The organism is Pedobacter agri PB92 (assembly GCF_000258495.1).
Lineage (GTDB): Bacteria > Bacteroidota > Bacteroidia > Sphingobacteriales > Sphingobacteriaceae > Pedobacter > Pedobacter agri.
Window position 1 is genome coordinate 1 of the sequence record NZ_AJLG01000066.1, and the last position, 25,605, is coordinate 25,605.

The window sequence follows — 25,605 nt, forward strand, 5'->3', positions numbered from 1 at the left end:
TGGTGTTGCTCAGCACATTTTCACTTTCAAAGAAATTGAAGTCCTGGAAGACCCATCAAATAAGTTCACTTTTGAGGAGATTAGAAGTTCAAAATTCGATCAAAAATTTAAAGCCAGTGCTACCAGCACACCTCAAACTAAAAATCTAAATAAAACTTACTGGTTCAGGATTAAAGTAAAGCCCAACGAAACTGTAGAAAAGCCTTTGATACTGGAATTTTTTGATCAAACAATCGATTACATTACTGCATATATTCCGCAAGCAGACAAAAGCTACAATTTAGAAACCCTCGGTGATGCCAATGCCTTTGATAAACGTTTAATCCACCATAAAAATTTTGAAATTCCAATTCAGAATGAAGGAAAAGAAACCCAGACTTACTATTTCAAAATACGCTCCTCACAGATAGCAGATGTGATCATTGTGCTTAGAACTGCCGAATGGTTCATTTCCTACGCGTTAGATGAATACTTTTATTTCGGAATTTTTTACGGAATGATCCTCGTATTCAGTTTTTATAACTTGATTATGTTTATTGCCATCCGGCAGAAGCAATATCTGTATTACGTACTTTATAACCTCAGTGTGGGCTTCTTCGAAATGAGTAGCGATGGGATAGCCTATCAATATTTATGGCCTAATGCGCCCGCCTGGAATCAAGTAGCTTACGCTTTTGCATTATGTGCAACAAGTATTTTCGCATTATTATTTACCAGGGAGTTGTTATTTGTTAAAGCGAAAGCACCCAAGTTAAATCAATTGATTGTTGGGATAATTGCTGCCCGATTGATCTTTTTTGCCTATTGTTATCTATTCGATCAAACTCTTTTCAGCTATAAGTTTGTGGAAGCTATCCCATTAGCAGTAGCATTTTTTACAGGGATTTACATTTATAAAAATGGCTATCAACCTGCACGCTTCTTCGTGTTAGGCTATAGTTTTTTGTTTGTAGGTTTCACACTGAAATTTTTAATCATGCTTGGCGTAAGTTGGTTAAACTTTGGTGCGATTAGTTATTATAGCTTAAGCTTTTGTTTTGTGCTGGAGATGGTTTTCTTGTCATTTGCCATTGGAGATAAAGTGCGTTTGCTGAAACTTAAAAAGGATAAAGCGCAGCAAAAAATTATCAGGCAAATGGCGATCAATGCTAAGCTGAAAGATACCGTCAACCAGGAGTTAGAGACTAAAGTTGAAGAACGTACGCGTGAAGTTTACCATAAATCACTGATTATAGAAAGCAAGAACCAGGCATTGGAAGAGGTGAATGCACTACTTCAAAAGCAGGCTGAAGAAATATCAAGAATGAACGTACTGCTCGAACAGGACAACGAGCAACTACAAACCAGTGTCGAAAAGGTATCCCGAGATCGTGTAATGAATACAGAAGTAGATTTTGAGGAATTCAGCAAAATTTATCCTGATAAAGAAAGTTGCTATGAGTTTTTAGCAGAATTAAAATGGAGTAAAGGTTACCACTGCCGTAAATGTAGTAGTGATCATTACTTCTCCGGCCATATCCTACACAGCCGGAGATGCAGCAAGTGCGGCTACGAAGAATCGGTAACCACTTATACTATATTTCATAATACCAGAATTCCGATTAATAAAGCCTTTTATATGATTTTCCTGATTTATTCGTCGAAAGGAAAAATCTCTTCCCATAAATTATCAGAACTGCTTTCCATCAGACAAAGTACCTGCTGGACATTCGGAACCCGCATTAAAAAAGTAATGGATGACCGAAAGAAAACCCTCAAAAAAACAAGTAAAAATGGCTGGAGTCAGCTGGTAATCGAGTAAAATCGTTTATTATTAAGTCACATTCTTGTGGTATTCATCCCTTATGCCTGAAAAAGACTTTAGGTGCTAAAGCGTATCATATTCATTCCGCAGGCCTGCGCTACTGCGATACTTAAACGCTGATAATCAATGCTAAAACTGCATTTAAAGGCACGGTACTTAAGCGTATCAAAAAATACACAAAAACCTATCTATCAATAACTTACATTAACATTAACATACAAAAAACTTGTATTTAACATAGAACTAGTGCTAACTTTACCAGGTATAACAATTAACAAGAGCAAAAATTATGAGAAAAAAGTTTACATTGCTTATGGTGTGTATTCTATGTGGTATCTCTTTGAGTATGGCGCAGAATATTACCATAAAGGGTCAAGTGAAAGATCAGAAAGGTCTGCCTTTGCCTGGAGTTTCTGTAAAAGTAAAAGGAACTAACCAAGGAGCATCAACTGCCGATAACGGTAGCTTCAGCATCACGGCTCCACAGAATGCAACTTTGGAATTTTCATTCATCGGCTTCAAAGCTGTTGAAGAAGCAGTGAATAATCGAACAACCATTAATGTAATCCTATCTGATGACAATCAGCAACTGAATGAAGTTGTGGTAATTGGTTATGGAACAACCGTGAAGAAAGATTTAACAACAGCGGTAGTTTCGGTGTCATCTAAAGATTTGGAAAACCAGCCGATCACCAATCCGTTACAGGCTATCCAAGGACGTGCTGCAGGTGTTCAGGTGAGTTCTCAATCAGGTAAACCAGGAGCCGGTATTTCGATCAGTATTCGGGGTAATACATCTATCACGGCTTCTAACAGTCCACTATATGTAATTGATGGGGTAACTTCTAGAGATGCAAGTTTTGTTAATGCAAATGACATCGAATCGATGACAATCTTGAAAGACGCATCTGCAGCAGCTATCTATGGTTCCAGCGGTGCCAATGGTGTTGTTTTAATCACCACCAAGAAAGGTTCCTCAGGAAAATTAAAAGTTGCGTTTAACGCTTTTACAGGTTTTTCTAATTTTTGGCAAGAGCAAGAAGTTCTAAACAGCGAGCAATATGTAGGCTTAATGAGAGAACTGGGATATACTTCTTTTGGCGGCACTTACAATACAGATTGGCAGAAAGAAACTTTCGGAACCGGAAAGCAAAACCAGTATCAGGTTTCCCTTTCTGGTGGAACCAAAAGCGGTCAGTACTATTTCTCAACTGGTTATCAGCAAGATCAAGGTGTTGTTGCGCCAGCCAAGTTAGATCGTTTAACGGCTAACTTCAACGCCACGCAAAACATCACCCCATGGTTAAAATTAACCGGAAATGCGGTTTTAACATCCAGCACATCGATAGATGTTGGTGATAACAGCAGTGTTTCTCGTGGTGGTGTGATTTTAGGTGCATTAACCACACCTCCAACAATCGGTATTTTCGAGCCTAACGGACAATATACCACCATTCCAAACGCAGGTGGCTGGGATAATCCATTGGCTTTGGCTTATGGCTCTGATAACAGAAACAGAAACTTCAAATTCATTGGAGCTTTTGGCGCACAATTAAATTTCACTAAAGATTTATATTTAAAATCGACCATCAGTACGAATAACAACAGAAATTTCTATCGTTACTTTACCGATAACTTTTTAACCACTTATGGCCGCCAGGAAAGAGGCGTTGTTCGTGATAACACTACCAGAGAAGGTGTTTGGTTAAACGAGAACATCTTGAACTACACTAAAAATGTTGGCAAGAATGCTTTCACAGCAACAGGCGGTTATACTATTCAATCATCAGACTGGAAGTATAACAACAATGAATCTACTCGTTTTTATGACGCAGCGGGTAATCCAACCGCACCATCTGTAGCATTAACCATTCCCCAACAAGCACAATGGAGCAAGCAATCATACCTTGCCCGTGTAACCTATGCATACGATAGTAAATATTTATTCAGCTCGAACTTTAGAGCGGATGGTTCCTCACGATTTGCAAAAGAAAACCGTTTCGGTTATTTCCCTTCAGTTTCTGCCGGATGGAGAATTTCCGGAGAGAATTTCATGAAAGAAAGTAAAACCATTGATGATTTAAAAATTCGTGGTAGCTGGGGTAAAGTGGGTAATGATGAAGGTATCGGAGATTATGCTTACCTAAAACTTTATAGTGTGAATGCACAAGGCGAATACAATCTTCAAAATCCGGCTAATAATGCCTTAACCTGGGAGAAAACAACACAAACCAATGTGGGTGTTGATTTAACCATGTTTAAAAGCAGGATTACTTTTAGCGCAGATGCTTACCTGAAAAAAACCAACGACTTATTGATTAATGTTCAGTTGCCTCCTTCATCAGGTTTTGGTAGCCAGGCTTATAACGTTGGTGCAATGGAAAACAAAGGATTAGAGTTCACCTTATCTACAAAGAACTTTGATCATGAAAAATTCAAATGGACCACTGATTTGAACTTCTCACTAAATAGAAATAAGGTTACCGACTTAGGTTCAACTACACAATCATTGGATTTTGCAGGAATTTATGAGCGTGATGCAGCAGTAAGAGTAGTTACAGGCATGCCATTAGGCAGTTTTTATGGTTATGTTTTCACAGGCGTAAATCCTGCAACCGGTGCAGCGCAATATGCTGATACGAATGGCAATGGCGTAACCGGATCTGCTGATCCTGGAGATAGAACTTTTATCGGCTCTGCTCAACCAAAATTCATCTACGGGATGACGAACAATTTAACGTACGGAAACTGGAATCTGAATATTTTCTTCCAGGGTGTTCAAGGCAGTCAGTTGTTTAATGCCACCAGAATTGATTTAGAAGGCATGTTTGATTCTAAAAACCAATCTACTGCAGTATTAGACAGATGGACAACTCCAGGTCAAATCACCAATATTCCAAAAGCATTAAGAAGCAGCTCTGAAAACTCACTGACCTCAAGTCGTTTTGTTGAAGATGCCTCTTACCTGCGTTTAAAAACAGCTACATTATCATACAGCTTTGGACAATCGGTACTGGAGAAATTAAGAATGAGCAAAATTACTTTGTTTGCCACAGGCTATAACCTGTTAACTTTCACCAAATACTCTGGTTTAGATCCAGAGGTGAATGTGAGTTCTGCAAACGGCCCAAATATGGGTGTTGATTTTGGAACTTATCCTCAATCGAGAAGTATATTATTCGGTGTTAATGTTGGATTTTAAGAAATAAGAAAATGAAACTAAAAATATATTCATTAGTAGCGGCTGCAGCATTAACCATTACGATGCAAAGTGGCTGTAAAAAAGATTTCCTTGATAAACAGCCCTTCAACCAGGTTACTGGCGATGTGGCGTTTACCACAGCTGCAGGAGCAGAAAAACTAATTTCAGGTGCTTATGGTGGCATGTATAATGATTACCACATTTGGGATTACATGATCAATGGCGACGTAACTGCCGACAATGCTTATGCAGGTGGCGATAACCCAGCCAATATTCAGATTGATTTATTTACGGCCAATTCTACCAACGGTAATGTTGGTCGTGATTGGAGTGGCTTATATTCGAACATCAAAAATGCCAATGAGGTATTAGAAAATGTTCCAAACATTCAGGATCCTGCTTTAGATGCCAATGGAAGAAGAAATCAAATCTTGGGTGAAGCTTCAACACTTCGTGCTTACTTCTATTTCCATTTAGTTAGGTTATGGGGTGGTGTTCCATTGGTATTAAAATCGCCAACTACTTTAGAGGAAATGCAGAAATCACGCTCATCTGTTGATGAAGTTTATGCTCAAATCATCAAAGATTTAGAATATGCTTTACCACTTGTTAGATCTTCGGCGCCTAATAAAGGCATCATCACAAAAGGAATTGTAAACGCATTACTGGCAAAAGTATATGCTTCAAAACCCACTCCAGATTGGACTAAAGTACAGCAATATGCAGATGCAACCATCAATGGCGGTTATTCACTAATCAGCTCTTTCGATCAACTATTTGATGGCGCTCACAAAAACAACAGCGAATCTATCTGGGAAATGCAGTATGATGGCTGGGGTGGCCCTTCTGGTCGTGGGAACTGGATGACTGGGGTGATCGTGGGTACAGGATGGAAACGTTTTTGTACGCCTACCAATGATTTAGTAGCTGCTTTTGATGCAGAAGGTGATGTGATTCGTAAAAATTCAAGCATCAGCTTTAGAAACGTCGTTACCGAAGGCTGGTCTGATGATTATTGGTCAAAATCAAATTATCCATTCATTAACAAATATCGTAATGATGACTTAGCCAATTCTTACATTATTCGTTTGGCTGACATCAAGTTATTGAAAGCCGAAGCATTAAACGAATTGAGTGCTTCAGGCTGGTCGGCTGCTGCTCCAATTGTAAACGAAATTCGCGGACGAGTTAATTTAGGTGTTACTCCTGCTGCCAATCAGGCTGCAATGCGTTTGGCTATTGAAAAAGAACGCCGGTTGGAATTGGCATTCGAAGGTCAGCGTTGGTTTGATTTATTAAGAACGAACAGGGCAATTACGGTGATGAACGCACAAAAAAATGGTAGTGGTGCAAACCTAAACTATAATGTTACCGCTGCGAAGTTGCTCTTCCCAATCCCTCAGGCGGAGTGGGACAGAAATCCAAATATCCGATAATATTCCATTTCAAGGGCGAGTAACTCGCCTTTGAAATTCATCCCAGCATATACTTATGCTGTATCAAAGCGATTGGGCTTTGGCACATGATTTTTAATCACACAAATTAAATCTTTAAGGGTGGGAGTTTTTTTAAAGACTCCTTCCCTTTTAATCATCTCATTACTAAACTTAAGGCTAATGAAACCAATATTTAATATATGCCTGGTTGCCAGTATGCTATTTGCATCCTGCGCTTGTAAAAAAAATGCATCGATTGCCAATCAAGACACAAAGACCGGCACTGATCCAGTAAAAACTGATGTGGGCTTCTGGCTTACTAAAGGTGATCAGTCACAACTGTTAAGCAAGCAAAACATAGCGTTAAATTTTAGCGAAACCACAAATGCAAACCCTACTATCGAAGTTGATCAAAGCACTACGTTTCAAGAAATTGATGGCTTCGGCTATACACTCACCGGTGGTAGTGCAAGTTTAATTAACGCTCTACCTGCTACAGAAAAAGATAAATTATTGCGTGAACTTTTTGCAGTTGCAGATGATGCAATCTCGGTAAACTACATCAGAATTAGCATTGGCGGCTCTGATTTAAGTGCTTATCCCTTTACCTATAACGACCTGGCAGATGGAGAAACAGACGAATCTTTATCAAAATTTACCATCGCTAAAGAGCAAACAGATTTGATTCCAATTCTGAAAAAAATTGTTGCTATAAATCCTAAAATTAAAATTTTGGGTTCGCCATGGACGGCGCCAACCTGGATGAAAAGCAACAAGAGCTTTATTGGAGGTAGCTTAAAGTCTGACTATTATCAAACTTATGCCAAATATCTGGTTAAATATATCCAGGCGATGAAAGCCGAAGGTATTGTAATTGATGCGATTACGCCTCAAAACGAGCCTTTACATCCTGGTAACAACCCTAGCATGTATATGTCGGCAGAAGATCAGGCTAGTTTTATCAAAACAGCATTAGGGCCGATATTCAAAAGCAATGGCATCGCTACAAAAATTATCATTTACGATCATAACGCGGATAAACCTGAATATCCAATTTCGGTTTTGAACGATGCTGAAGCAAAAAAATATATTGATGGCTCTGCATTTCATTTATATGCTGGTCCAATTTCAGCCCTCACCCAGGTACATAATGCGCACCCTGATAAAAATGTTTATTTCACTGAACAATGGGTTGGCGGACCGAGCAACTTTGGCGAAGATTTGAAATGGCATGTATCGACATTAATTATTGGCGCTACACGTAACTGGAGCAGAAATGTTCTGGAATGGAATCTGGCCGCAGATCCAAATTACAATCCTCATACTGATAAAGGTGGTTGTACTTCTTGTTTGGGCGCCATTACCATTGCACCGGCAATTACCCGGAATGTTGCTTATTATGTTATTGCTCATGCATCTAAATTTGTTCCGACAGGTTCGATACGAATTGCTTCAAACATCACAAGCAACTTGCAAAACGTAGCATTCAAAACTCCCGAAGGCAAAAAGGTATTAATCGTTTGCAACAACAACGGCAACGAAACAAGTTTTAACATTAAATATGATGGAAAAACGGTCTCAACAAAACTTGAAAAAGGTGCTGTTGCTACCTATGTGTGGTAAAAACTTTGTTTAATTGTTAGGCGGCCTCGCGAAAGCGGGGCTTTCTTTTTCTAATCATTGATAATTTTGGCAGGCACTTTGTATAAGGATAAGAAAGTCAATCCTAAACATGATGAAAAAGATAACCCCATTTTTTGCCATATTGCTTGCATTATTTGCGGCATGTCAATCGAAAACAAGTCAGTCGAATTCAGATGATTCTACTGCCTTGAATACAACCGATTCGGCTGCCAAGGCTCCGCTGTGTTACCAATCGATAAACAATAGAGATACTGCGGCTCTTACTTTAAATATTGATAATGAAAAAGTAACAGGTTCCTTAAGCTATAATATTTTTGAAAAAGATAAAAATACTGGCGTTATTGCGGGAATTGTAAAAGGTGATACCATTATTGCAGATTACACTTTCCAGTCAGAAGGTACAACATCCATCCGGCAGGTTGCCTGGTTAAAACAGGATAATCAACTTATAGAAGGTTTTGGTGATGTAGCTGAAGTCAATGGTAAAACTCAGTTTAAAGATGTAAAAAAGCTAAGCTTTGGTAAATCGATGATCTTTCAGCCAATCGATTGCAAATAAAAAAAGGGCTTGCGACATTCATCGCAAGCCCAACCCTCTACACTACACTAATCTGATTATTTTAATTCAACCGCTTGTTGTGCTGCAGCGGCCCAGTCATTGCTTAATTTAGTTAAATAATCAGAATACTTCTGAACTTCTTCCGCCTTCAGTTTGCTACTCCATGCTGCTGCATTTTCGGCCCAGGTAGTATATCTTGATGTTAAGGCTTCAACCTGAGTTTTATTTTGACTTTTAAGGGCTGCGATATACGCCTCTTTTAATTGAGCATATTCCGCTAATCCCTTATTCACATCTTCATTGGAAAACGTTGGCTTATCAGACTTTACAGTTTCAGTTTTTGTTACTGTCGTTTTTAGAGTGGTGTCACCTTTAGCACTGGTTGAATCTGTAATGGGTTCTGTCTTTTTTGTGTTGTCGCAAGATGTGAGCATTGCTGCAACCAAGGTTGCTGTAGCGAATGATAAAAATGCTTTTTTCATACTATTTTAGTTTGTTGTTCACTTGACATGTTTAAAGATGATGCCAAAACGATAAAAGCCCATTACTTTAATGTAATGGGCTTCTTGAGAATATTCTATAAAATAATTTCGGGGAAATGCAGTTGTTCAATCGGGGAAAAAATACCCGGTTTTGATTTTTACATGTGCTCAAATCGTTCCCAAAAACCATCTACCGGAAGTTTTGCGAAGATGTTTACAGGTTCCTTTTTAACAGGGTGCAGAAACTGTAATCTTCTGGCATGCAAACAAATACTTCCCTTTCTGCTTCCACGTGGGTAACCATATTTGTTATCACCTACAATCGGGCAATTCATTGATGAAAGCTGCACACGAATTTGGTGCGATCTGCCGGTAATCGGATCAACTTCCAGCAGGTAATAGCCATCAAGATGTCCAATTAAGCGATAGGAAAGTTCTGCCCGCTGGCTGTTGGCCACTTCCGATTTATAGTAAGTGACCACATTTTTTTGCGGATTTTTAATCAGCCAATGAATCAAAGTCGCCGCTTCTTTTTCCGGCTTGTTTCTTACCACTGCCCAGTAAGTTTTCTTAACCTCCCGATTTTTAAATGCAGCATTCATTCTTTCAAGCGCCTTGCTTGTTTTCGCAAAAAGAATAACGCCACTTACCGGTCGGTCTAAACGATGGACAACACCCAGAAATGCGCCATTTGGTTTGTTATACTTTTTCGCAATGTATTTTTTTACCTGTTCATCCAGGGGTTCATCGCCAGTTTCATCAACCTGCACAATATCTCCAGCTCTCTTGTTAACTGCAATGAGATGGTTATCTTCAAAAAGTATGTCTTTTTCTGTAATTGGCATATAACCCCTCCGCCCCTAAAGGGGAACTTGAATTTCTATCGTCTGTATTTAACAGTATAATATATTAACCTTCCTTTTCCAACTTGATTGGAACCCCCTTTCAGAGGTTGCGAGTTAATACTGCTCTTTATCGTTAGGGAAATCATTGTTTTTAACATCCTGAATATACGATTGTGCAGCACCTAAAATATCCTCGTAAAGGTTAAGGTACTGACGTAAAAAGCGTGGTTTAAAGCCCTTCGTTAAGCCAATCATGTCATTCACAACCAATACCTGCCCATCACAATGAGGTCCTGCACCAATACCAATAGTTGGAATACTTAAGCTCTCTGAAACCTCTTTGCCTAATGCTGCTGGAATTTTTTCTAATACAATCCCAAAACAGCCTGCGGCTTGTAAAGCCAGCACATCAGTTTTCAATTTATTAGCTTCTTCTTCTTCTTTCGCACGAACAGTATAGGTGCCAAATTTATAAATAGATTGTGGTGTTAAGCCCAAATGACCCATTACAGGAATACCAGCTGTAATAATTCGCTGAACAGACTCAATGATCTCTTCCCCGCCCTCTAATTTTACACCATGCGCACCAGATTCTTTCATAATTCTGATTGCAGAGTTTAAGGCTTCTTTAGAATTGCCCTGGTAAGAGCCGAATGGTAAGTCAACTACTACAAAAGCACGTTTTACAGCCCTAATTACTGATGCTGCATGATAAATCATCTGATCAAGTGTGATGGGTAAGGTAGTTTCGTGTCCTGCCATTACATTCGATGCAGAATCGCCAACCAATAATACATCCAATCCGGCATCATCCAAAATGGTTGCCATGGAATAATCGTAGGCGGTTAACATTGATATTTTTTCACCACGATGCTTCATTTCCTGCAGGGTATGCGTAGTGATTCTTTTTATTTCTTTATGTACCGACATGGTTTTCGTTTTGTTGCCCCAAAAGTATCGTTTTTTCTTTAAAAAGGCATAAAGCGAAAGCTTTAAGGTTTAGAGGTAATCAACCTTACACCATAAACCTTTTAACTCAAACCTATTTCAAATTTTTCTTTACATTCCCAATCTTAAGCGCTATCTTTGTACCCCGAAATGGAAGGGATTTATTCACGTTTTTTTTGCATCCAGCAAAAACGGCATTACTGCCGCAAGCCATCCTTTTTTCAACTCTTTTTTAAATCAAAATCCATATTGTAATTACCATGACTAACTACACCAAGTTACCTGCGATTTTATTACTGGCCGATGGCACTGTTTTTTACGGCAAAGCTGCCGGAAAAATTGGCACCACTACTGGCGAAATTTGTTTTAATACCGGGATGACAGGTTACCAGGAAATTTTTACCGACCCAAGTTATTTTGGGCAAATAATGGTTACCACTAATTCGCACATCGGGAATTACGGTATTCAAAGAGAAGAAATCGAATCTGATTCAATTAAAATTGCTGGTTTAGTTTGTAAAAATTACAACATCGTTTATAGCCGTAAGCAAGCTACAGAATCTATTCAGGATTATTTCCAGAACGATAACCTGGTTGCTATTTCTGACATTGATACCCGTGCATTGGTTCGCCACATTAGAGACAAAGGTGCAATGAACGCTATCATTTCTTCAGAAATTACTGACCTGGATGAATTGAAACAAAAACTTGCAGAGGTACCTTCAATGGAGGGCCTGGAGCTTTCATCAAAAGTAAGCACCACCGAACCGTATTTTTATGGCAATCCGGAAGCAAGTTTAAAAGTTGCTGCGTTAGATTTGGGCATCAAGAAAAATATTCTTCGTAGTTTCGAAAACCGTGACATTTATGTTCAGGTTTTCCCTGCGAAAACAAAATTTGCCGAAATGGAAAAATTCAGTCCTGATGGCTATTTCATTTCAAATGGCCCTGGCGATCCTTCAGTGATGCCTTATGCTGTAGAAACCATCAAAGAAATTTTAGCAGAGGATAAACCTTTGTTTGGCATCTGTTTAGGGCACCAATTATTGGCAGAAGCTAATGGAATTGGAACCATGAAAATGTTTAATGGCCACCGCGGCTTAAACCACCCGGTAAAAAATGTAATCAAAAATCATTGCGAAGTAACCTCTCAAAACCATGGTTTCGGTGTTGTTCCTGATGAAGTTAGAAATTCAGACAAAGTGGAAATTACCCACGTAAACCTAAATGATAAATCAATTGAGGGTATTCGTGTGAAAGGTAAAAAAGCGTTCTCAGTACAATACCACCCTGAATCTTCTCCAGGCCCTCATGATTCTCGTTATTTATTTGATGATTTCGTGAATGTGATGAAAGGCGAATTGGTTTGGTAATCAAACCGAACAACGAGAACTTAAAATCAATTAAGCAATAAAAAATCTGCGAATCTGAGCACAACATAGCTTCAGATTCGCAGATTTTGTTTTTAATGCAATTTCACACTTTAAAAACATCATTTTACCGACATTTTAGCCATTTGTAAGTAAATTCATTTTCTATTCATCTAAAGCTCCTTACCTTCGCAACATGGAAGCAAAAAATGCCATTATCAGCGTTAAAGAACTGGTAAAAAAATATGATGATTTTGTAGCTGTTCAAGGGCTAAGCTTTGATGTTTACGAAAACGAAATTTTCGGCTTACTGGGACCAAATGGTGCCGGAAAAACAACAACGCTTGAAATCATTGAAACGCTAAGGGCGAAAACTTCGGGTGAAATTATTGTTGACGGCTTTTCTGTCGACAAAAACCCTCAAGATATTAAGCAAATTATCGGCGTGCAACTTCAAGCGGCAGGTTATTATCCAAATTTAAATCTGGTAGAGCTCATCGAACTATTTGCAGGCTTGTATGGCGCCAAAATTAAGCCAATGGAAATGCTGGAAAAAGTAAATCTTCAGGATAAAGCGAAAGCCAAATATAAAGCGCTTTCTGGCGGGCAAAAACAACGTTTCTCCATTGCAACCACGCTAATCAATCAACCTAAAATTATTTTCCTTGATGAACCCACTACAGGTTTGGATCCTCAGGCCAGAAGAAATTTATGGGATTTGATTATTGCAATCAGGAATGCAGGTACCACGGTGGTGATTACCACGCATTATATGGATGAGGCAGAGCAACTTTGCGATCGTGTAGCTTTTGTAGAACGAGGACAAATTATCGCTTTAGATACGCCAGACAATCTGATTGATCAGCTGGTGAACAGCGGCTTTGAGCGAAAGAAGGAAGTGAAAAAGGCCAACTTGGAAGATGTATTCATTAACCTTACAGGTAAAGAGTGGCGAGAATAACGCCCCCGCCCCCTGAAGAGGGAGTTACATGCAAAATGGAAATGCACAAATAAAAGACAGTTACAAATTTATACTTGATATATGAACGATGGAAATTCAAGTTCCCCGCTAGGAACTGGGGGTTACAGCAATACAACAGCAACATTAGCATTAGCAAAGGCGAGCTTCCGCTCGATCATGCGAAGTCCATCGGCAGTGGTTTTTACGCTTGCTTTCCCTTTAATATTTATTTTGGTATTTGGCTTTTTAGGAGGCGGAGGCACGCGTATTGATGTTGGTGTAAAGCCAGGATCGGACATAAACAATCCTGTTATCGCCATGCTAAGCAAAACAGGCATGATCAGGCTGGTGATGGATAAGTCGCAGGCTGATTTTGATAAACTGCTGGAAAAAGGCAACGTTGATGCGATGATTGATGTTCACAAAAAAGTGAATTCAGTTGCTTATTCGGTTAATGTAGTTTACACTTCAGCATCAAGAGATAAGGGTGGAATTTTAAAATCGGTGCTTAACAATGTTTTTTATGATAAAACACTAAAACCAACAGTTGCCGAAATTAAAGAAAGCACAATAACCGGTCGTGAATATAAAACCATTGATTTTATTTTACCTGGTCAACTCGGGTTTTCGCTGTTAAGCACAGGTGTTTTCGGTACAGCATTCGTATTTTTAAGTTTACGCCAAACCCTGGTAATTAAACGTTTTTTTGCAACTCCTGTAAAGAGATCAAGTATTGTAATTGGCGAAGCAATTGCCAGAATTGGTTTTGCGTTAATCGGCGCTTTGTTTATTATCTTAATTGGTCACTTCTTTTTCGGATTTACACTTGTTCACGGAGCGTTAACAGTCCTTAATATGCTCATATTGGGCACCATGGGAATTATTGTATTTATGGGCTTTGGTTTTATCATTTCAGGAATAGCAAAAACTGAAAGTATGGTACCTCCTATTTCTAACATTGTAACTTTGCCGCAGTTCTTACTTTCCGGAACATTCTTTTCCATTGAAGCCTTTCCAAGTTGGCTACAACCAATTAGCAGGGCTTTACCATTAACCTACCTAAATGATGCCATGCGTAAAGTTGCTTTTGAAGGGTCAGGTTTGTGGGATGTAAAATTTCAAATTATGATTTTATTGATTTGGGGAATTGTTATTTATGCTATTGCTGTTAAGGTATTCAAATGGGAATAAAATAATCCGAGAAGATAACCTTTGATGCAGTTAACCTTTTTTAACTTTTAGGCACTGCTTAATAAAGTATTTTTGGCAAAATCACTTTATGAAAAACCTGCTTATCCTCGCCTTACTGTTTTCATCTTTTAAAGCCGCGGCTCAATTTAAATTTTTAGCCAACAATTGCTCTAACCAGTACAAAGCCAAAATATTTGTTGCCGACTGCGATAACGGACTGTGCGGAGGAATATCGACCATAATTTTATACGACAAGATCTCAGACAAAGAACTCGAAACATTTCGCTCTGCAGACCTGGATTTTAGCTTAACTGAGAAACAGGATGCACGAATAGGTTGGTTGGAATTGGGAAAATATCAAAGTCCGCTCATATTTGGAGATTTTAATTTTGATGGAAAAGAAGATATGGCCATCAGAAATGGAAGCAATGGAGCATATATGAGTCCTTCTTACGATATTTATCTGTCTGTAGGTAACAACAAATTTCTGGCAAACAAAGAATTAACGACACTTGCTAGCGAAAACCTTGGAATGTTTGAATTTGATCAGAAAACGAAATGGTTAACTATAGAACAAAGAGATGGCTGCTGCTACCATAAGACGATCAATTACAGCATTGATGTTAGAAACAAACTTACAGAAGTTTCCTCTGTTATCGAAGATTCAAGTGTTGGTAATATTGTTACGGTAATTACTCAAAAGAAGGTTGGCGCAAGAATGATCAAGACCGTTCAGCGTTTCAAAACAGAAGAGTACTATAAAAATGACTAGTAAGCTTATTAAAGTGCAGCTTTCACTAAAAAAGGAAGAATCTCTTTTTGAAAACTTACGAAATTCTTACGTACATCGGAGTCACTTACCGAAGTAAAGGCGAATGAGAAGACGATACTCTTACTTGCTTTAAGCAAAAATGCTAACCCTTCTCTCCTGGCCGGATTATTTTTAAACGTATCTAATTCCAGGTAAGCAGCCAATAATAACGCTTCCAGCTGATCAGATAAATGCTTTAAAAACTCTTGTGAATTGGCATTTTCACGAACAAAATCCCATCCGATAAATTCGTTGCAAGCCGTAAAAGACAGTCGGCTGGTTTTCATTACCAAAGCCTTCAGGTGCTCTTCTTCAGAACCGTAACTTACTTTATTGTTGATGATTTCATGAAGGTTTTGATCCAGATAATCCATCAGAATACTATCTAAAACCTGTTCCTTACTTTCGAAATATTTATAAATGGTTGCTTTGGCAATTCTCGCCTTTTTAGCAATCTCGTTAACACTTGTTTTGTGATAACCATATTTTCTAAAAAGTTCTTTGGCAGCCTTTTTTACTGTTTCTTTTATTTTTTCAGCTTCCATTAATTTCTAACGTTAATTGTAATGTTTCCCCGCAAGGAAACACTGTAAGTTTTTAAAGTTCTTTCTGCAGGTGCTTTTTGAGGTGTACCATCAAGAAGAGAAAATTTTGCTCCTGAGCATGGATCAGTAGCTGTTAAGCCACTTTCATCAGGAACAATTTTGCATATTTTTTCGGGATTAACCGTACTGCAACGATCAAAGGCCACAAATCCACCGAGTGGTGTCCGCACAATAACTAATCCTCCAATACCATGATTTGGAACCAACAGCACATTATTTACTGCTTTAATGCCAAATTCAACAAGTGTTACATTGTAGTTAACCGGTACATCCGGTATAAAGTTTTCTTCTTTACCGCAACCGGTAAAAAGAACCAAAACAAATAATATGCTATATAGATACCTCATTAAATTAAGGCAGATTTATATTGTTTTAAGAAACGAACATCGTTTTCAGAGAATAAACGCAAATCTTTAATGACATATTTAAGATTGGTAATCCTTTCTATTCCCATACCAAAAGCAAAACCGCTGTATTTTTTTGAATCGATACCACAGTTTTCCAACACATTCGGGTCTACCATACCACAGCCTAAAATTTCTACCCAACCGCTATGTTTACACATGTTACAGCCGGCACCCTTACAAATGGTACAAGAAATATCCATTTCTGCAGATGGCTCTGTAAAAGGAAAATAAGATGGGCGGAAACGAACTTGAGTACCTTCGCCATATAATTCCTGCACAAAATAGAATAATGTTTGCTTCAAATCAGCAAATGACACATTTTCATCTACATACAAACCCTCTATCTGATGAAAAAAGCAATGTGCCCTTGCCGAAATGGCTTCGTTACGGTAAACGCGACCAGGCATAATGGCTCTAAATGGTGGCTGCCCCTGCTCCATCATACGCACCTGAACAGATGATGTGTGCGTACGTAAAGCAATATCGCCTTTCTCTCCCCCTTTTTTAATGAAGAAAGTATCCTGCATATCTCTTGCAGGATGCTCTTCCGGGAAGTTTAATGCAGAAAAGTTATGCCAGTCATCTTCAATTTCAGGACCCTCAGCTACAGTAAAACCAAGTTTTGCGAAAATTTCTACAATTTCTCTGCGAACCAATGCCAAAGGATGGCGGGAACCAATTTCAAAACCTTCACCAGGTAATGTCATATCGATAGCCAATTCTTCTGCTTTTACACCAGCTCCTTCAGTTGATTCCTTTAAGGTCTGGTATTTTGATTCGGCAAGTTGTTTAAATTCATTCAAAACTTTCCCTAATGATCTCTTTTCATCAGTAGAAACTGTTTTAAACTCTTCAAAAATTTCTTTGATGATACCTTTGCTACCTAAGTATTTTATGCGGAACTGCTCTAATTCATCTGCTTTTTCAGTAACAAAAGCATTAATTTTATCAGTGTATTGTGTTATTTTATCCTGTAACATGGCTTCAAATATAAGGCAAATAATCGAAAAAAGTTAGTGTTGTCGGGTTCAAAAATTCTGTTTACAATATCATTATAAAAGAAAATGAACCCAAAACATAAAAAGCCGCACTAAGGCGGCTTTCTATAAATTCTATAAAACTAAAAGGAGTTAAATCACGCCAAGTTCTTTACCAACTTTAGTAAAAGCCGCAATGGCTTTATCTAAATGATGTTGCTCATGGCCAGCCGAAAGTTGTACACGAATGCGTGCTTTACCTTGCGGCACAACCGGATAAAAGAACCCGATTACGTAGATACCTTCTTCTAACATTTTCGCTGCGAAAGTTTGGGCAATTTTTGCATCATAAAGCATCACAGGCACAATTGGATGAAAACCGGGTTTGATATCAAAACCAGCCTCAGTCATCTTTTCGCGGAAATATTTAGTGTTGCTTTCTAATTTATCTCTCAACGAGGTAGTTTCGCTCAACATATCTAATACCGCAATAGATGCTCCCGCAATCGCTGGCGCTAAAGTGTTTGAGAATAAATACGGACGCGAACGTTGGCGCAGCATATCGATAATTTCCTTTTTACCTGAGGTAAAACCACCAGATGCACCACCAAGCGCTTTACCTAAAGTTCCGGTGATGATATCGATCCGATCAATTACGTTAAAATGTTCGTGAGTACCTCTACCATTTTTACCGATAAACCCAGTACAGTGCGATTCATCAATCATAATTAATGCTTCGTATTTATCAGCCAGATCAGCAATTTTATCAAGTGGAGCAACAGAACCATCCATAGAAAAGGCACCATCGGTAACAATAATCCGGTGTCTGCAATCTTTAGCCGCAATTAATTGCTTTTCCAAATCTTCCATATTAGCGTTTTTATAACGGAAGCGTTGTGCCTTACATAAACGTACGCCATCTATAATTGATGCATGGTTCAACTCATCAGAAATAATCGCATCTTCTGCGTTAAACAACGGTTCAAAAACGCCACCGTTAGCATCAAATGCAGCTGCATATAAAATAGTATCTTCAGTGCCCAGAAACTGAGAAATTTTAGCTTCAAGTTCTTTATGCACATCTTGTGTTCCACAGATAAAACGAACTGACGACATGCCGTATCCGTGATCATCAATCGCCTTTTTTGCGGCCTCTATCACTTTTGGATGAGATGATAAACCTAAATAGTTGTTTGCACAGAAATTAACTACTTCTGCTCCACCATTAACTTTAATATCGGCACCTTGTGGTGTAACAATAATACGTTCGCGTTTATATAATCCAGCGTTTTCGATTTCTTCAAGTTCCTTCTGAAGAACTGGTTGTAATGTTTTATACATGTTTGATATCGGTTGATTTTGCTCAAAGTTATAAAAAAAACTGCTCGACACCTTAATTGACTCACTTTTTGAACCAGTATTTAAGCACAAACGTTTGATTAATTTCAGGAAACTTAATTTTCTGATATCAGCATTAAATATTTTAATCAAACAGACATTTTTTAATGAACTTAACAAACTTTAACACACTACTGTGTGTATAGTGTTAAAACTAATTCGATATTTATAGCTTACTAATCGACACTTATGATCAGAATCTGCGCACTCATCCTTTTTTGTGGCCTAACCCATTTTGCATTTGCTCAGCATTATACCGTTAGCGGAACAATTAAGGATACAGGTGGACAGCCCGTTCCGTTTGCTTCTGTTTATGTTAAAAATACGACTACCGGAACATCAGCCAATGTTGATGGAAAATATGCGCTCAAACTTGAAAAAGGAGAATACCTGCTCAGTTACAGGGCAGTTGGCTATAAGCAACAGGATCAATCGGTAAAACTATCTGGCAACATTACTCAGAATATAAACTTGTCTTCAGAAAGTTATACGCTGGATAATGTGACCATCAAAGCGAATGCTGAAGATCCGGCATTCGAAATTATCAGAAAGGCAATTAAGCAACGAAAAGTGCATTTAAATGAGGTGAATGCTTTTAGTTGCGATGTTTATATCAAAGGTGTTCAGCGGCTTAAAGGTGCGCCTAAAAAGTTTTTTGGTCAGGATATTCAAAAAGTATTGGAACTGGATACGAACAGACGGGGGATTATTTATTTATCAGAATCGCAAAGCAAATTTAGTTTTCGCCGCCCGAATGATATTCACGAAGAAATGATTTCTTCGAAAGTTGCCGGCAAAAACAATGCTTTCAGTTTCAATAAAGCTTCAGACTTGATCATCAATTTTTATGATAATTATCTTTTAGAGAATACATTGAGCGCAAGAGGCTTTATCTCTCCAATTGCAGATAATGCCATGTTTTACTACAAATATAAACTCGTAGGCGAATCGAAAGAAAATGGTGAGATTGTACATAAGATACAAGTAATTCCACGTAGAGAGAACGATCCGGTTTTTAGGGGTTACATTTATATTATTGATGAAAGCTGGAGGATTTACAATACCGATGTTTATCTGACAGAAAATTCGGGTATCAATTTTATTGATACCTTAAACATCAACCAACAGTTTACTAAAGTAAAAGACATTTACATGCCTACAAACATCAATTTTCAGTTTGCAGGTAATGTTCTGGGTTTTAAAATAGCCGGATATTTCGTCGGTATTTATAGCAACTACAATCTCGAACCAAAGTTTCCTAAAGATTTTTTCAGTGGAGAAATACTAAAAGTTACGGAAATGGTTAACAAAAAAGACTCGACCTACTGGACCAATAACCGCCCTATTCCATTAACTGCAGATGAACAAATTAATTATGTTAAAAAAGATAGCGTAGCAAAACTGAAGGAATCTAAATATTATCTCGACTCCCTCGAAAAAGAAAACAACAAGTTTAGCATTGGAAAATTGCTGTTAAGGGGCTATAGCAAAAACGATCGCTATGATAAAAAATACCTCAGTTTTGATCCGATTTTAAGGTCGGTTTTTTATAATACTGTGGAAGGTTTTGCGATTAAATATGGAGTAACGTATCGAAAAGATTTCGAAAACAGGCGATCATATTCTGTAAGACCTGAGCTGAGATATGGTTTTGCGAACCAGAAACTTACCGGAAGTTTAACGGGAAGTTATTATTACAATCCGTTAAAAAGAGCTACTGTTGGGGCATCTTTTGGAAACGGTATTTTTGATTTGAATAATCTAGGTTCGATGACGGCGTTGGGAAATACCATCAACTCACTGTTGTATGAAAAGAATTTTCCGAAATTTTATGAGAAAAGCTTTGCCAGTATTTACACCTCAAGAGAGCTGGCCACAGGCTTACAAGGAAACATAAGCCTTGATTATAGTAAAAACAATACCTTAACGAATAGTACTGATTTTAAATTTTTCGATGCCAAAGACCGGGAGTTTACCTCAAATAATCCGTTTACACCTGGAGCAGAAACACCATTATTTCCAACGTACAAATCATTCAGCGCCACCGCCAGTTTAACTTATACCATTGGTCAGAAATACATTACCCGCCCGGATGGGAAGTTTTATACCGAATCTCACTTCCCAAAAATTACAGTTTTATATAAGAAGGGCTTTAATAATTTGTTGGGCAGCGACGTAGATTATGATTTCGTGAAATTAGAACTGGCACAAGATCGCATCGGTTTAGGATTATGGGGATACACTTCATTATTGGTTGGAGCAGGAAAGTTTTTAAACAACAAGAGCATGTATTATCCAGATTATAAACACTTCGCTGGTAACATATCAACCATCTTCCCTCCTAATTTAAGAAAGTTTCAATATCTGGATTTTTACCAGTTTAGTACAAACCAACAATACTTTGAAGCGCATTTGGAGCACAATTTTTCTGGTTTTTTCCTGAACAAAATTCCGTTGTTACGTAAAGCAAAGCTCGAAGAATTTATCGGCGGAGGTTACTTATCTTCTCCTGAAAAAAGAAATTACAAAGAATTTTATTTTGGATTTCAACGTTTGGTATTAAGAGCGAGTTATGGTTTTGCATATGATGGCGCCAAAAAATTAACACAAGGATTCAGGATTGCTTACGGATTTTAAGCGCAAAGCAAAAACCTTAAAGGTTAAAGCTTTCTGCTTTGGTCTTTAAGCTAAAAGCATTATCTTTGCTCCGCTTTAAACGCCGTTTGCAACGGTATCAACAGCGTTATGAAAAAATATCAAACACTACTTTACTATTGCTATAGCTATATAGCAGATGCAGAACAATTTGCTGAAGATCACCTTAAATTTTGTAAATCGTTAGATTTAGTTGGCCGGATCATCGTTGCCGATGAAGGACTAAACGGAACCGTTTCCGGAACCCCTGAAGCCTGTGAAGCTTACATGAAAGCCATCCATGCTGATGAGCGTTTTGCGAAAACAGAATTTAAGATTGATGAGGTTGATGAACTTTCCTTCTTGAAAATGCATTGCCGTTATAAATCTGAAATTGTTCATTCCGGATTACGCGATACCTCAATCATCAATCCAAACGAAAAAACAGGAAAGCATTTGGAGCCTGTGGAATTTATGAAGATGAAGGATGATGAAGATGTTGTAATTTTAGATGTGCGCTCCAATTATGAGCACAATTTAGGCAAATTCAAGAATGCGGTTACGCTTGACATCGAGAATTTCAGAGATTTTCCTGAGCAAATCAATCAGCTTGCTCAATATAAAGACAAGAAGATTTTAACATACTGTACCGGAGGAATCAAGTGTGAGAAAGCTTCTGCCTTGTTACTTCATCATGGTTTTAATGATGTTTACCAACTTCACGGCGGCATCATTAAATATGGCAAAGAAGCAGGTGGAAAAGATTTCGAGGGCAAGTGCTACGTTTTTGATAACCGCATTGCGGTAGATGTAAATAATATTAATCCAACTGTGGTTTCAGTTTGCTACAACTGTGGCAAAACTAACTCCGAAAATGATCAATTGCGCCAATCCGGAATGTAATGAACACATTACGCAATGCGATGACTGTGGTGAAGAACTACAAGGATGTTGTTCAACTGCTTGTACAACAAATCCACGTAAACGCCCATACGATGGAACTGGTTATTATGTAAAAGTACCGCAGCCAGTGGCTAAAAAAACCGAAGTAACAGCAGTATAGAAATAATTCTAGTTTTGACCTTAAGCCTTTTGTTATCGCTTTGTAATAACAAAAGGCTTATGTATTTAATGACGGTACATATCCTTTCCTATTGATGTTGTGAACTAATCCCCATTCACTCACCTCCTTCCAAGTTTTTTCAGTTACTTTGTATCATAATGGATTAACCAAATACCATTCTATGCTGAAACTAGTACGCCTATTTATATTCCTTTCACTCACCACCAGTTTAATACATGCTGCCGATATAAAAAGTATTGGCGTTCCATATATTGAAAATTACCCAAAATCAGTTTATGCTTCAGGCAACCAAAACTGGAGCATAGCTAAAGACAATAAGGGCGTAATGTATTTCGGGAATGCAGAAGGGCTTTTAACTTTCGATGGTAAGTACTGGCAAAAATACCAAATGCCTAACCGGCAAATTGTTCGGTCGGTTGCTACCGATCAGAATGGCAAAATTTACACCGGTGGTTTTGGAGAATTTGGTTACTGGGCCTATTTAAACAACAAGCTAAGTTACAAATCACTCACCTCACTCTTGCCAAAAGGCGTTAAAGTGAGTGATGAAATATGGAAAATATATGTAGACCGGGATCGGGTTATTTTTCAATCTTTCTCTCGAATATTCATCTACAAAAATGAAAAGATAGAAATAATAAAAGCACCGTCATCATTTCTATTTCTTCACAAAGTGAATAACCGTTATTTAATAGAAGTACTCGATAAAGGCTTGTTTGAACTATCTGGAAGTAAATTAATCTATATTCCAAATAGTGACAAACTGGGTAAACAGGGCATTCTGTCAATTCTTCCTTATAAACAAAATGGATTAATCATTGGCACAAGCAAAAACGGGCTTTTCACCTACGATGGGAAAAATTTTACTCCGCTACTAACTCCGGCAAATAATTATCTTAAAACCTTTCAATTGAATAATGGCGTTAAGTTATTGGATAAATATTATGCTTATGGAACCATTTTGAATGGCTTAATTATCATCGATGAAAATGGAACCGTGGTACAACGCATCAATAAATCAAGCGGATTACAAAATAATACTGTGTTAAGCATATATGCTGATAATGAACAAAACTTATGGACTGGTTTAGATAATGGAATAGACCGTATTGAGTTAAATTCTCCATTATACTTTTATTTCGATAAAACAGGACAATTTGGAACAGTTTATTCAAGTATTATTTTTAAAGACAAAATTTACTTAGGTACCAACCAAGGTTTGTTTTATAGTTATTGGTCAAAAAACAGTGAATTGGTTCCTTTCAACTTCCGGTTGATTCCGAATTCTCAGGGGCAGGTTTGGGAACTGGCTATTTTAAATAATGAATTGATTTGCGGGCATAATAATGGCACCTTTAAAGTTGTTGGCGACCAAATTACCTGGATTTCGACAATCAGCGGTGGCTGGACAATCAAAAATCATCCTCAAATCCTAATTATTTCATTCAAGGCACATACATAGGATTATCACTTTATAAAAATACGCCGGCGGGTTTAAAGTTTAGCAACAAAATATTGGGTTTTGGTGAACCATCCAGATTTATCGAACAAGATCATAAGGGTGATATTTGGGTAGCGCATGCTTACAAGGGCTTGTACAAACTGACACTAAATAGTGATTATACTAAAGTAAACAGTACCAAATATTTTGACGAGCGAAATGGATTACCAGGTAACTATAACATCAATATATTTAACCTGGAGAACAGAATCGTATTTTCATCCGATCGTGGATTTTATACCTACGATGAACTAAGTAATAAATTTACTCCTTACGATGTACTAAATAAAAGTCTGGGGTCGTTTGCAACGTCCAATAAAATCATAAGTGCAGGAAATAGAAAATACTGGTTTATTGATCATGGAAAAACTTCATTGGTGAGTTTTTCAGAGCCTGGGAAAATTGAAATCGACTCCAACCAATTCAGCCTGTTAGATGGAAGAATGGTGCAATATTATGAAAATATCAGCCAGATCAGCAACGCCATTTATTTGATCAGTGTTGATGATGGATTCGTAATCTACAACAGCACTTTAAATCAGTCTATTCAGAAACGAAAACTACCGGCAGTGCTAATCAGAAGGATTGAAGATATCACGGATAAGTATTTTACCATCAGCGAAACCGGCAATAGCAGCAGCGAAACCGAAATTCCAAACAGCAGAAATAATATCCGGATATCATTCGCACTGCCCTATTACAGACAAGCAAAGATAAAGTTCCAATACTATCTCGAAGGATATTCTAAAGATTGGTCTGATTGGAGCATTGCCACCCAGAAAGATTTTACTAACTTAAGTAGTGGCACTTATACATTTAAAGTTCGGGCCAAGCTTGATGACACTTCAGTAAGCGATACCACCTCTTTTGAATTCACCATTCTGCGACCTTGGTACTTAAGTAATCTGGCGATTTTGATATACCTCGTCTTAGTCATCATAATTGTTATCTTCGGAAAGCGGGCGTATGAAACCAAACTGAAACGAGACAGTCAGAAAATAAGCGATAAACTCAAAGCCGAGCAGGATGAAATTTTACGTCAGGAAGCGGAGGTAAACGAAAAGCAGATTATAAAATTGCAAACCGAAAAACTTCAGGCAGAGCTCGCATCAAAAAACAGAGAATTAGCCAACTCAGCCATGACCTTGGTGTACAAAAATGAATTGCTGCAAAAATTGAGTGGAGAAATCACAAAACTTAAGGATGAAAGTGGTAAAAAACTATCGGAAGATCAGACCCGAAAAATCCAAAAAGTAATTAATGATGGAATGAACGACGAGCGGGATTGGAATTTGTTTGAAAACTCCTTTAATGAAGCGCATGAGAGTTTCTTTAAAAAGCTTAAAGCGCAGCATCCAGATCTTGTACCGAACGACCTGAAGCTTTGTGCTTATCTGAGAATGAACATGAGCAGTAAAGAGATGTCATCGTTATTGAATATCAGCTTGAGAGGTGTCGAGATTCGCCGTTATCGACTACGCAAAAAACTCGAAGTACCTCATGATAAAAACCTGACCGAATTCTTAATGGAATTATAATTAAGTGGCTTAACATATTGCCGGGAACGTTTGCATAAAACATCGTACTCACCTTCAGTTCCATTTTTCAGCCGATCAGGCACTACATCATTACCTCTCATAGGCAAAATTTTACCCCTACAAAAAGCTTTGTGTAAAACATACACTTTGTGTATCAGTAATTATTCAGTTACAAATGCTAAAAGTGTGTTTTTAGCCTCAAATGCAA

19 protein-coding genes and 1 pseudogene are annotated in these 25,605 nt (G+C 38.0%); 13 read left to right on the forward strand and 7 right to left on the reverse strand.

Translation table 11 applies throughout. The features are described from left to right. The 5 genes from ON09_RS11280 to ON09_RS11300 form a co-directional block, all read left to right on the forward strand. A partial coding sequence (locus ON09_RS11280) for a 7TMR-DISM family protein (protein ID WP_010601175.1) occupies positions 1–1,801 on the forward strand: 1,801 nt, incomplete at its 5' end. A 292-nt stretch (positions 1,802–2,093) separates the two neighbouring features. Then, a complete protein-coding gene (locus ON09_RS11285; protein WP_010601176.1) occupies positions 2,094–5,006 on the forward strand; it encodes a SusC/RagA family TonB-linked outer membrane protein in 2,913 nt (970 codons plus the stop codon). Positions 5,007–5,017: 11 nt separating this feature from the next. Further along, positions 5,018–6,442, forward strand: a complete 1,425-nt coding sequence (locus ON09_RS11290; RefSeq protein WP_010601177.1) for a RagB/SusD family nutrient uptake outer membrane protein — start codon at positions 5,018–5,020, stop codon at positions 6,440–6,442. Between the two features lie 180 nt (positions 6,443–6,622). Continuing rightward, a complete protein-coding gene (locus tag ON09_RS11295) occupies positions 6,623–8,065 on the forward strand; it encodes a glycoside hydrolase family 30 protein (RefSeq protein WP_010601178.1) in 1,443 nt (480 codons plus the stop codon). 109 nt (positions 8,066–8,174) lie between these two features. After that, on the forward strand, positions 8,175–8,645 hold the full coding sequence (locus ON09_RS11300) for a hypothetical protein (RefSeq protein WP_051010205.1): 471 nt from the start codon (positions 8,175–8,177) through the stop codon (positions 8,643–8,645). A 56-nt stretch (positions 8,646–8,701) separates the two neighbouring features. Here ON09_RS11300 and ON09_RS11305 read toward each other — a convergent pair whose 3' ends face one another. The 3 genes from ON09_RS11305 to panB form a co-directional block, all read right to left on the reverse strand. Next, positions 8,702–9,127 carry a hypothetical protein gene (locus ON09_RS11305; RefSeq protein WP_010601180.1) on the reverse strand — a complete coding sequence of 142 codons (426 nt, stop codon included), beginning with the start codon at positions 9,125–9,127 and terminating at the stop codon, positions 8,702–8,704. Between the two features lie 158 nt (positions 9,128–9,285). Continuing rightward, positions 9,286–9,972: an RluA family pseudouridine synthase gene (locus tag ON09_RS11310; RefSeq protein WP_010601181.1), complete on the reverse strand. Its 687-nt coding sequence runs from the start codon at positions 9,970–9,972 to the stop codon at positions 9,286–9,288. Positions 9,973–10,086: 114 nt separating this feature from the next. After that, positions 10,087–10,902 carry a 3-methyl-2-oxobutanoate hydroxymethyltransferase gene (gene panB / locus ON09_RS11315; RefSeq protein ID WP_010601182.1) on the reverse strand — a complete coding sequence of 272 codons (816 nt, stop codon included), beginning with the start codon at positions 10,900–10,902 and terminating at the stop codon, positions 10,087–10,089. Between the two features lie 278 nt (positions 10,903–11,180). Here panB and carA point away from each other — a divergent pair, with 278 nt between their 5' ends. The 4 genes from carA (at position 11,181) to ON09_RS24255 (ending at position 15,214) form a co-directional block, all read left to right on the forward strand. Further along, positions 11,181–12,293, forward strand: a complete 1,113-nt coding sequence (gene carA, locus ON09_RS11320) for a glutamine-hydrolyzing carbamoyl-phosphate synthase small subunit (RefSeq protein WP_010601183.1) — start codon at positions 11,181–11,183, stop codon at positions 12,291–12,293. 193 nt (positions 12,294–12,486) lie between these two features. Continuing rightward, on the forward strand, positions 12,487–13,251 hold the full coding sequence (locus ON09_RS11325; RefSeq protein WP_010601184.1) for an ABC transporter ATP-binding protein: 765 nt from the start codon (positions 12,487–12,489) through the stop codon (positions 13,249–13,251). A gap of 81 nt (positions 13,252–13,332) precedes the next feature. Further along, a complete protein-coding gene (locus ON09_RS11330; protein WP_010601185.1) occupies positions 13,333–14,442 on the forward strand; it encodes an ABC transporter permease in 1,110 nt (369 codons plus the stop codon). A gap of 88 nt (positions 14,443–14,530) precedes the next feature. Continuing rightward, positions 14,531–15,214 (forward strand): XAC2610-related protein, encoded by a 684-nt coding sequence (locus ON09_RS24255; protein ID WP_010601186.1) that lies wholly within the window; start codon positions 14,531–14,533, stop codon positions 15,212–15,214. Positions 15,215–15,222: 8 nt separating this feature from the next. On the opposite strand, the gene ON09_RS11340 is transcribed toward ON09_RS24255, so the two are convergent. From ON09_RS11340 to kbl, 4 genes are all read right to left on the reverse strand, one after another. After that, the gene (locus tag ON09_RS11340; protein ID WP_010601187.1) at positions 15,223–15,798 is read right to left on the reverse strand and encodes a TetR/AcrR family transcriptional regulator; all 576 of its coding nucleotides are present in this window, start codon (positions 15,796–15,798) and stop codon (positions 15,223–15,225) included. Further along, positions 15,798–16,205 (reverse strand): Rieske (2Fe-2S) protein, encoded by a 408-nt coding sequence (locus ON09_RS11345; protein WP_010601188.1) that lies wholly within the window; start codon positions 16,203–16,205, stop codon positions 15,798–15,800. Before ON09_RS11345 ends, ON09_RS11340 begins: the two co-directional genes overlap by 1 nt. Next, complete coding sequence (gene pheS, locus ON09_RS11350; RefSeq protein ID WP_010601189.1) at positions 16,205–17,245, reverse strand: phenylalanine--tRNA ligase subunit alpha; 1,041 nt, start codon at positions 17,243–17,245, stop codon at positions 16,205–16,207. Before pheS ends, ON09_RS11345 begins: the two co-directional genes overlap by 1 nt. Before the next feature lie 150 nt (positions 17,246–17,395). Beyond that, positions 17,396–18,583, reverse strand: coding sequence for a glycine C-acetyltransferase (gene kbl / locus ON09_RS11355; RefSeq protein WP_010601190.1), 1,188 nt, complete (start codon positions 18,581–18,583; stop codon positions 17,396–17,398). Positions 18,584–18,829: 246 nt separating this feature from the next. Between kbl and ON09_RS11360 the strand changes: the two genes are divergently transcribed. From ON09_RS11360 to ON09_RS26035, 4 genes and pseudogenes are all read left to right on the forward strand, one after another. Beyond that, positions 18,830–21,277 (forward strand): DUF5686 and carboxypeptidase regulatory-like domain-containing protein, encoded by a 2,448-nt coding sequence (locus ON09_RS11360; RefSeq protein ID WP_010601191.1) that lies wholly within the window; start codon positions 18,830–18,832, stop codon positions 21,275–21,277. Positions 21,278–21,385: 108 nt separating this feature from the next. Next, positions 21,386–22,337: pseudogene (gene trhO, locus ON09_RS11365) on the forward strand (oxygen-dependent tRNA uridine(34) hydroxylase TrhO). Between the two features lie 181 nt (positions 22,338–22,518). After that, entirely contained in the window at positions 22,519–23,820 is a 1,302-nt protein-coding gene (locus tag ON09_RS26030; protein WP_238533658.1) for a ligand-binding sensor domain-containing protein, read from the forward strand. A gap of 53 nt (positions 23,821–23,873) precedes the next feature. Next, positions 23,874–25,397, forward strand: coding sequence for a helix-turn-helix and ligand-binding sensor domain-containing protein (locus tag ON09_RS26035; protein WP_238533659.1), 1,524 nt, complete (start codon positions 23,874–23,876; stop codon positions 25,395–25,397). Positions 25,398–25,605 lie beyond the last annotated feature (208 nt).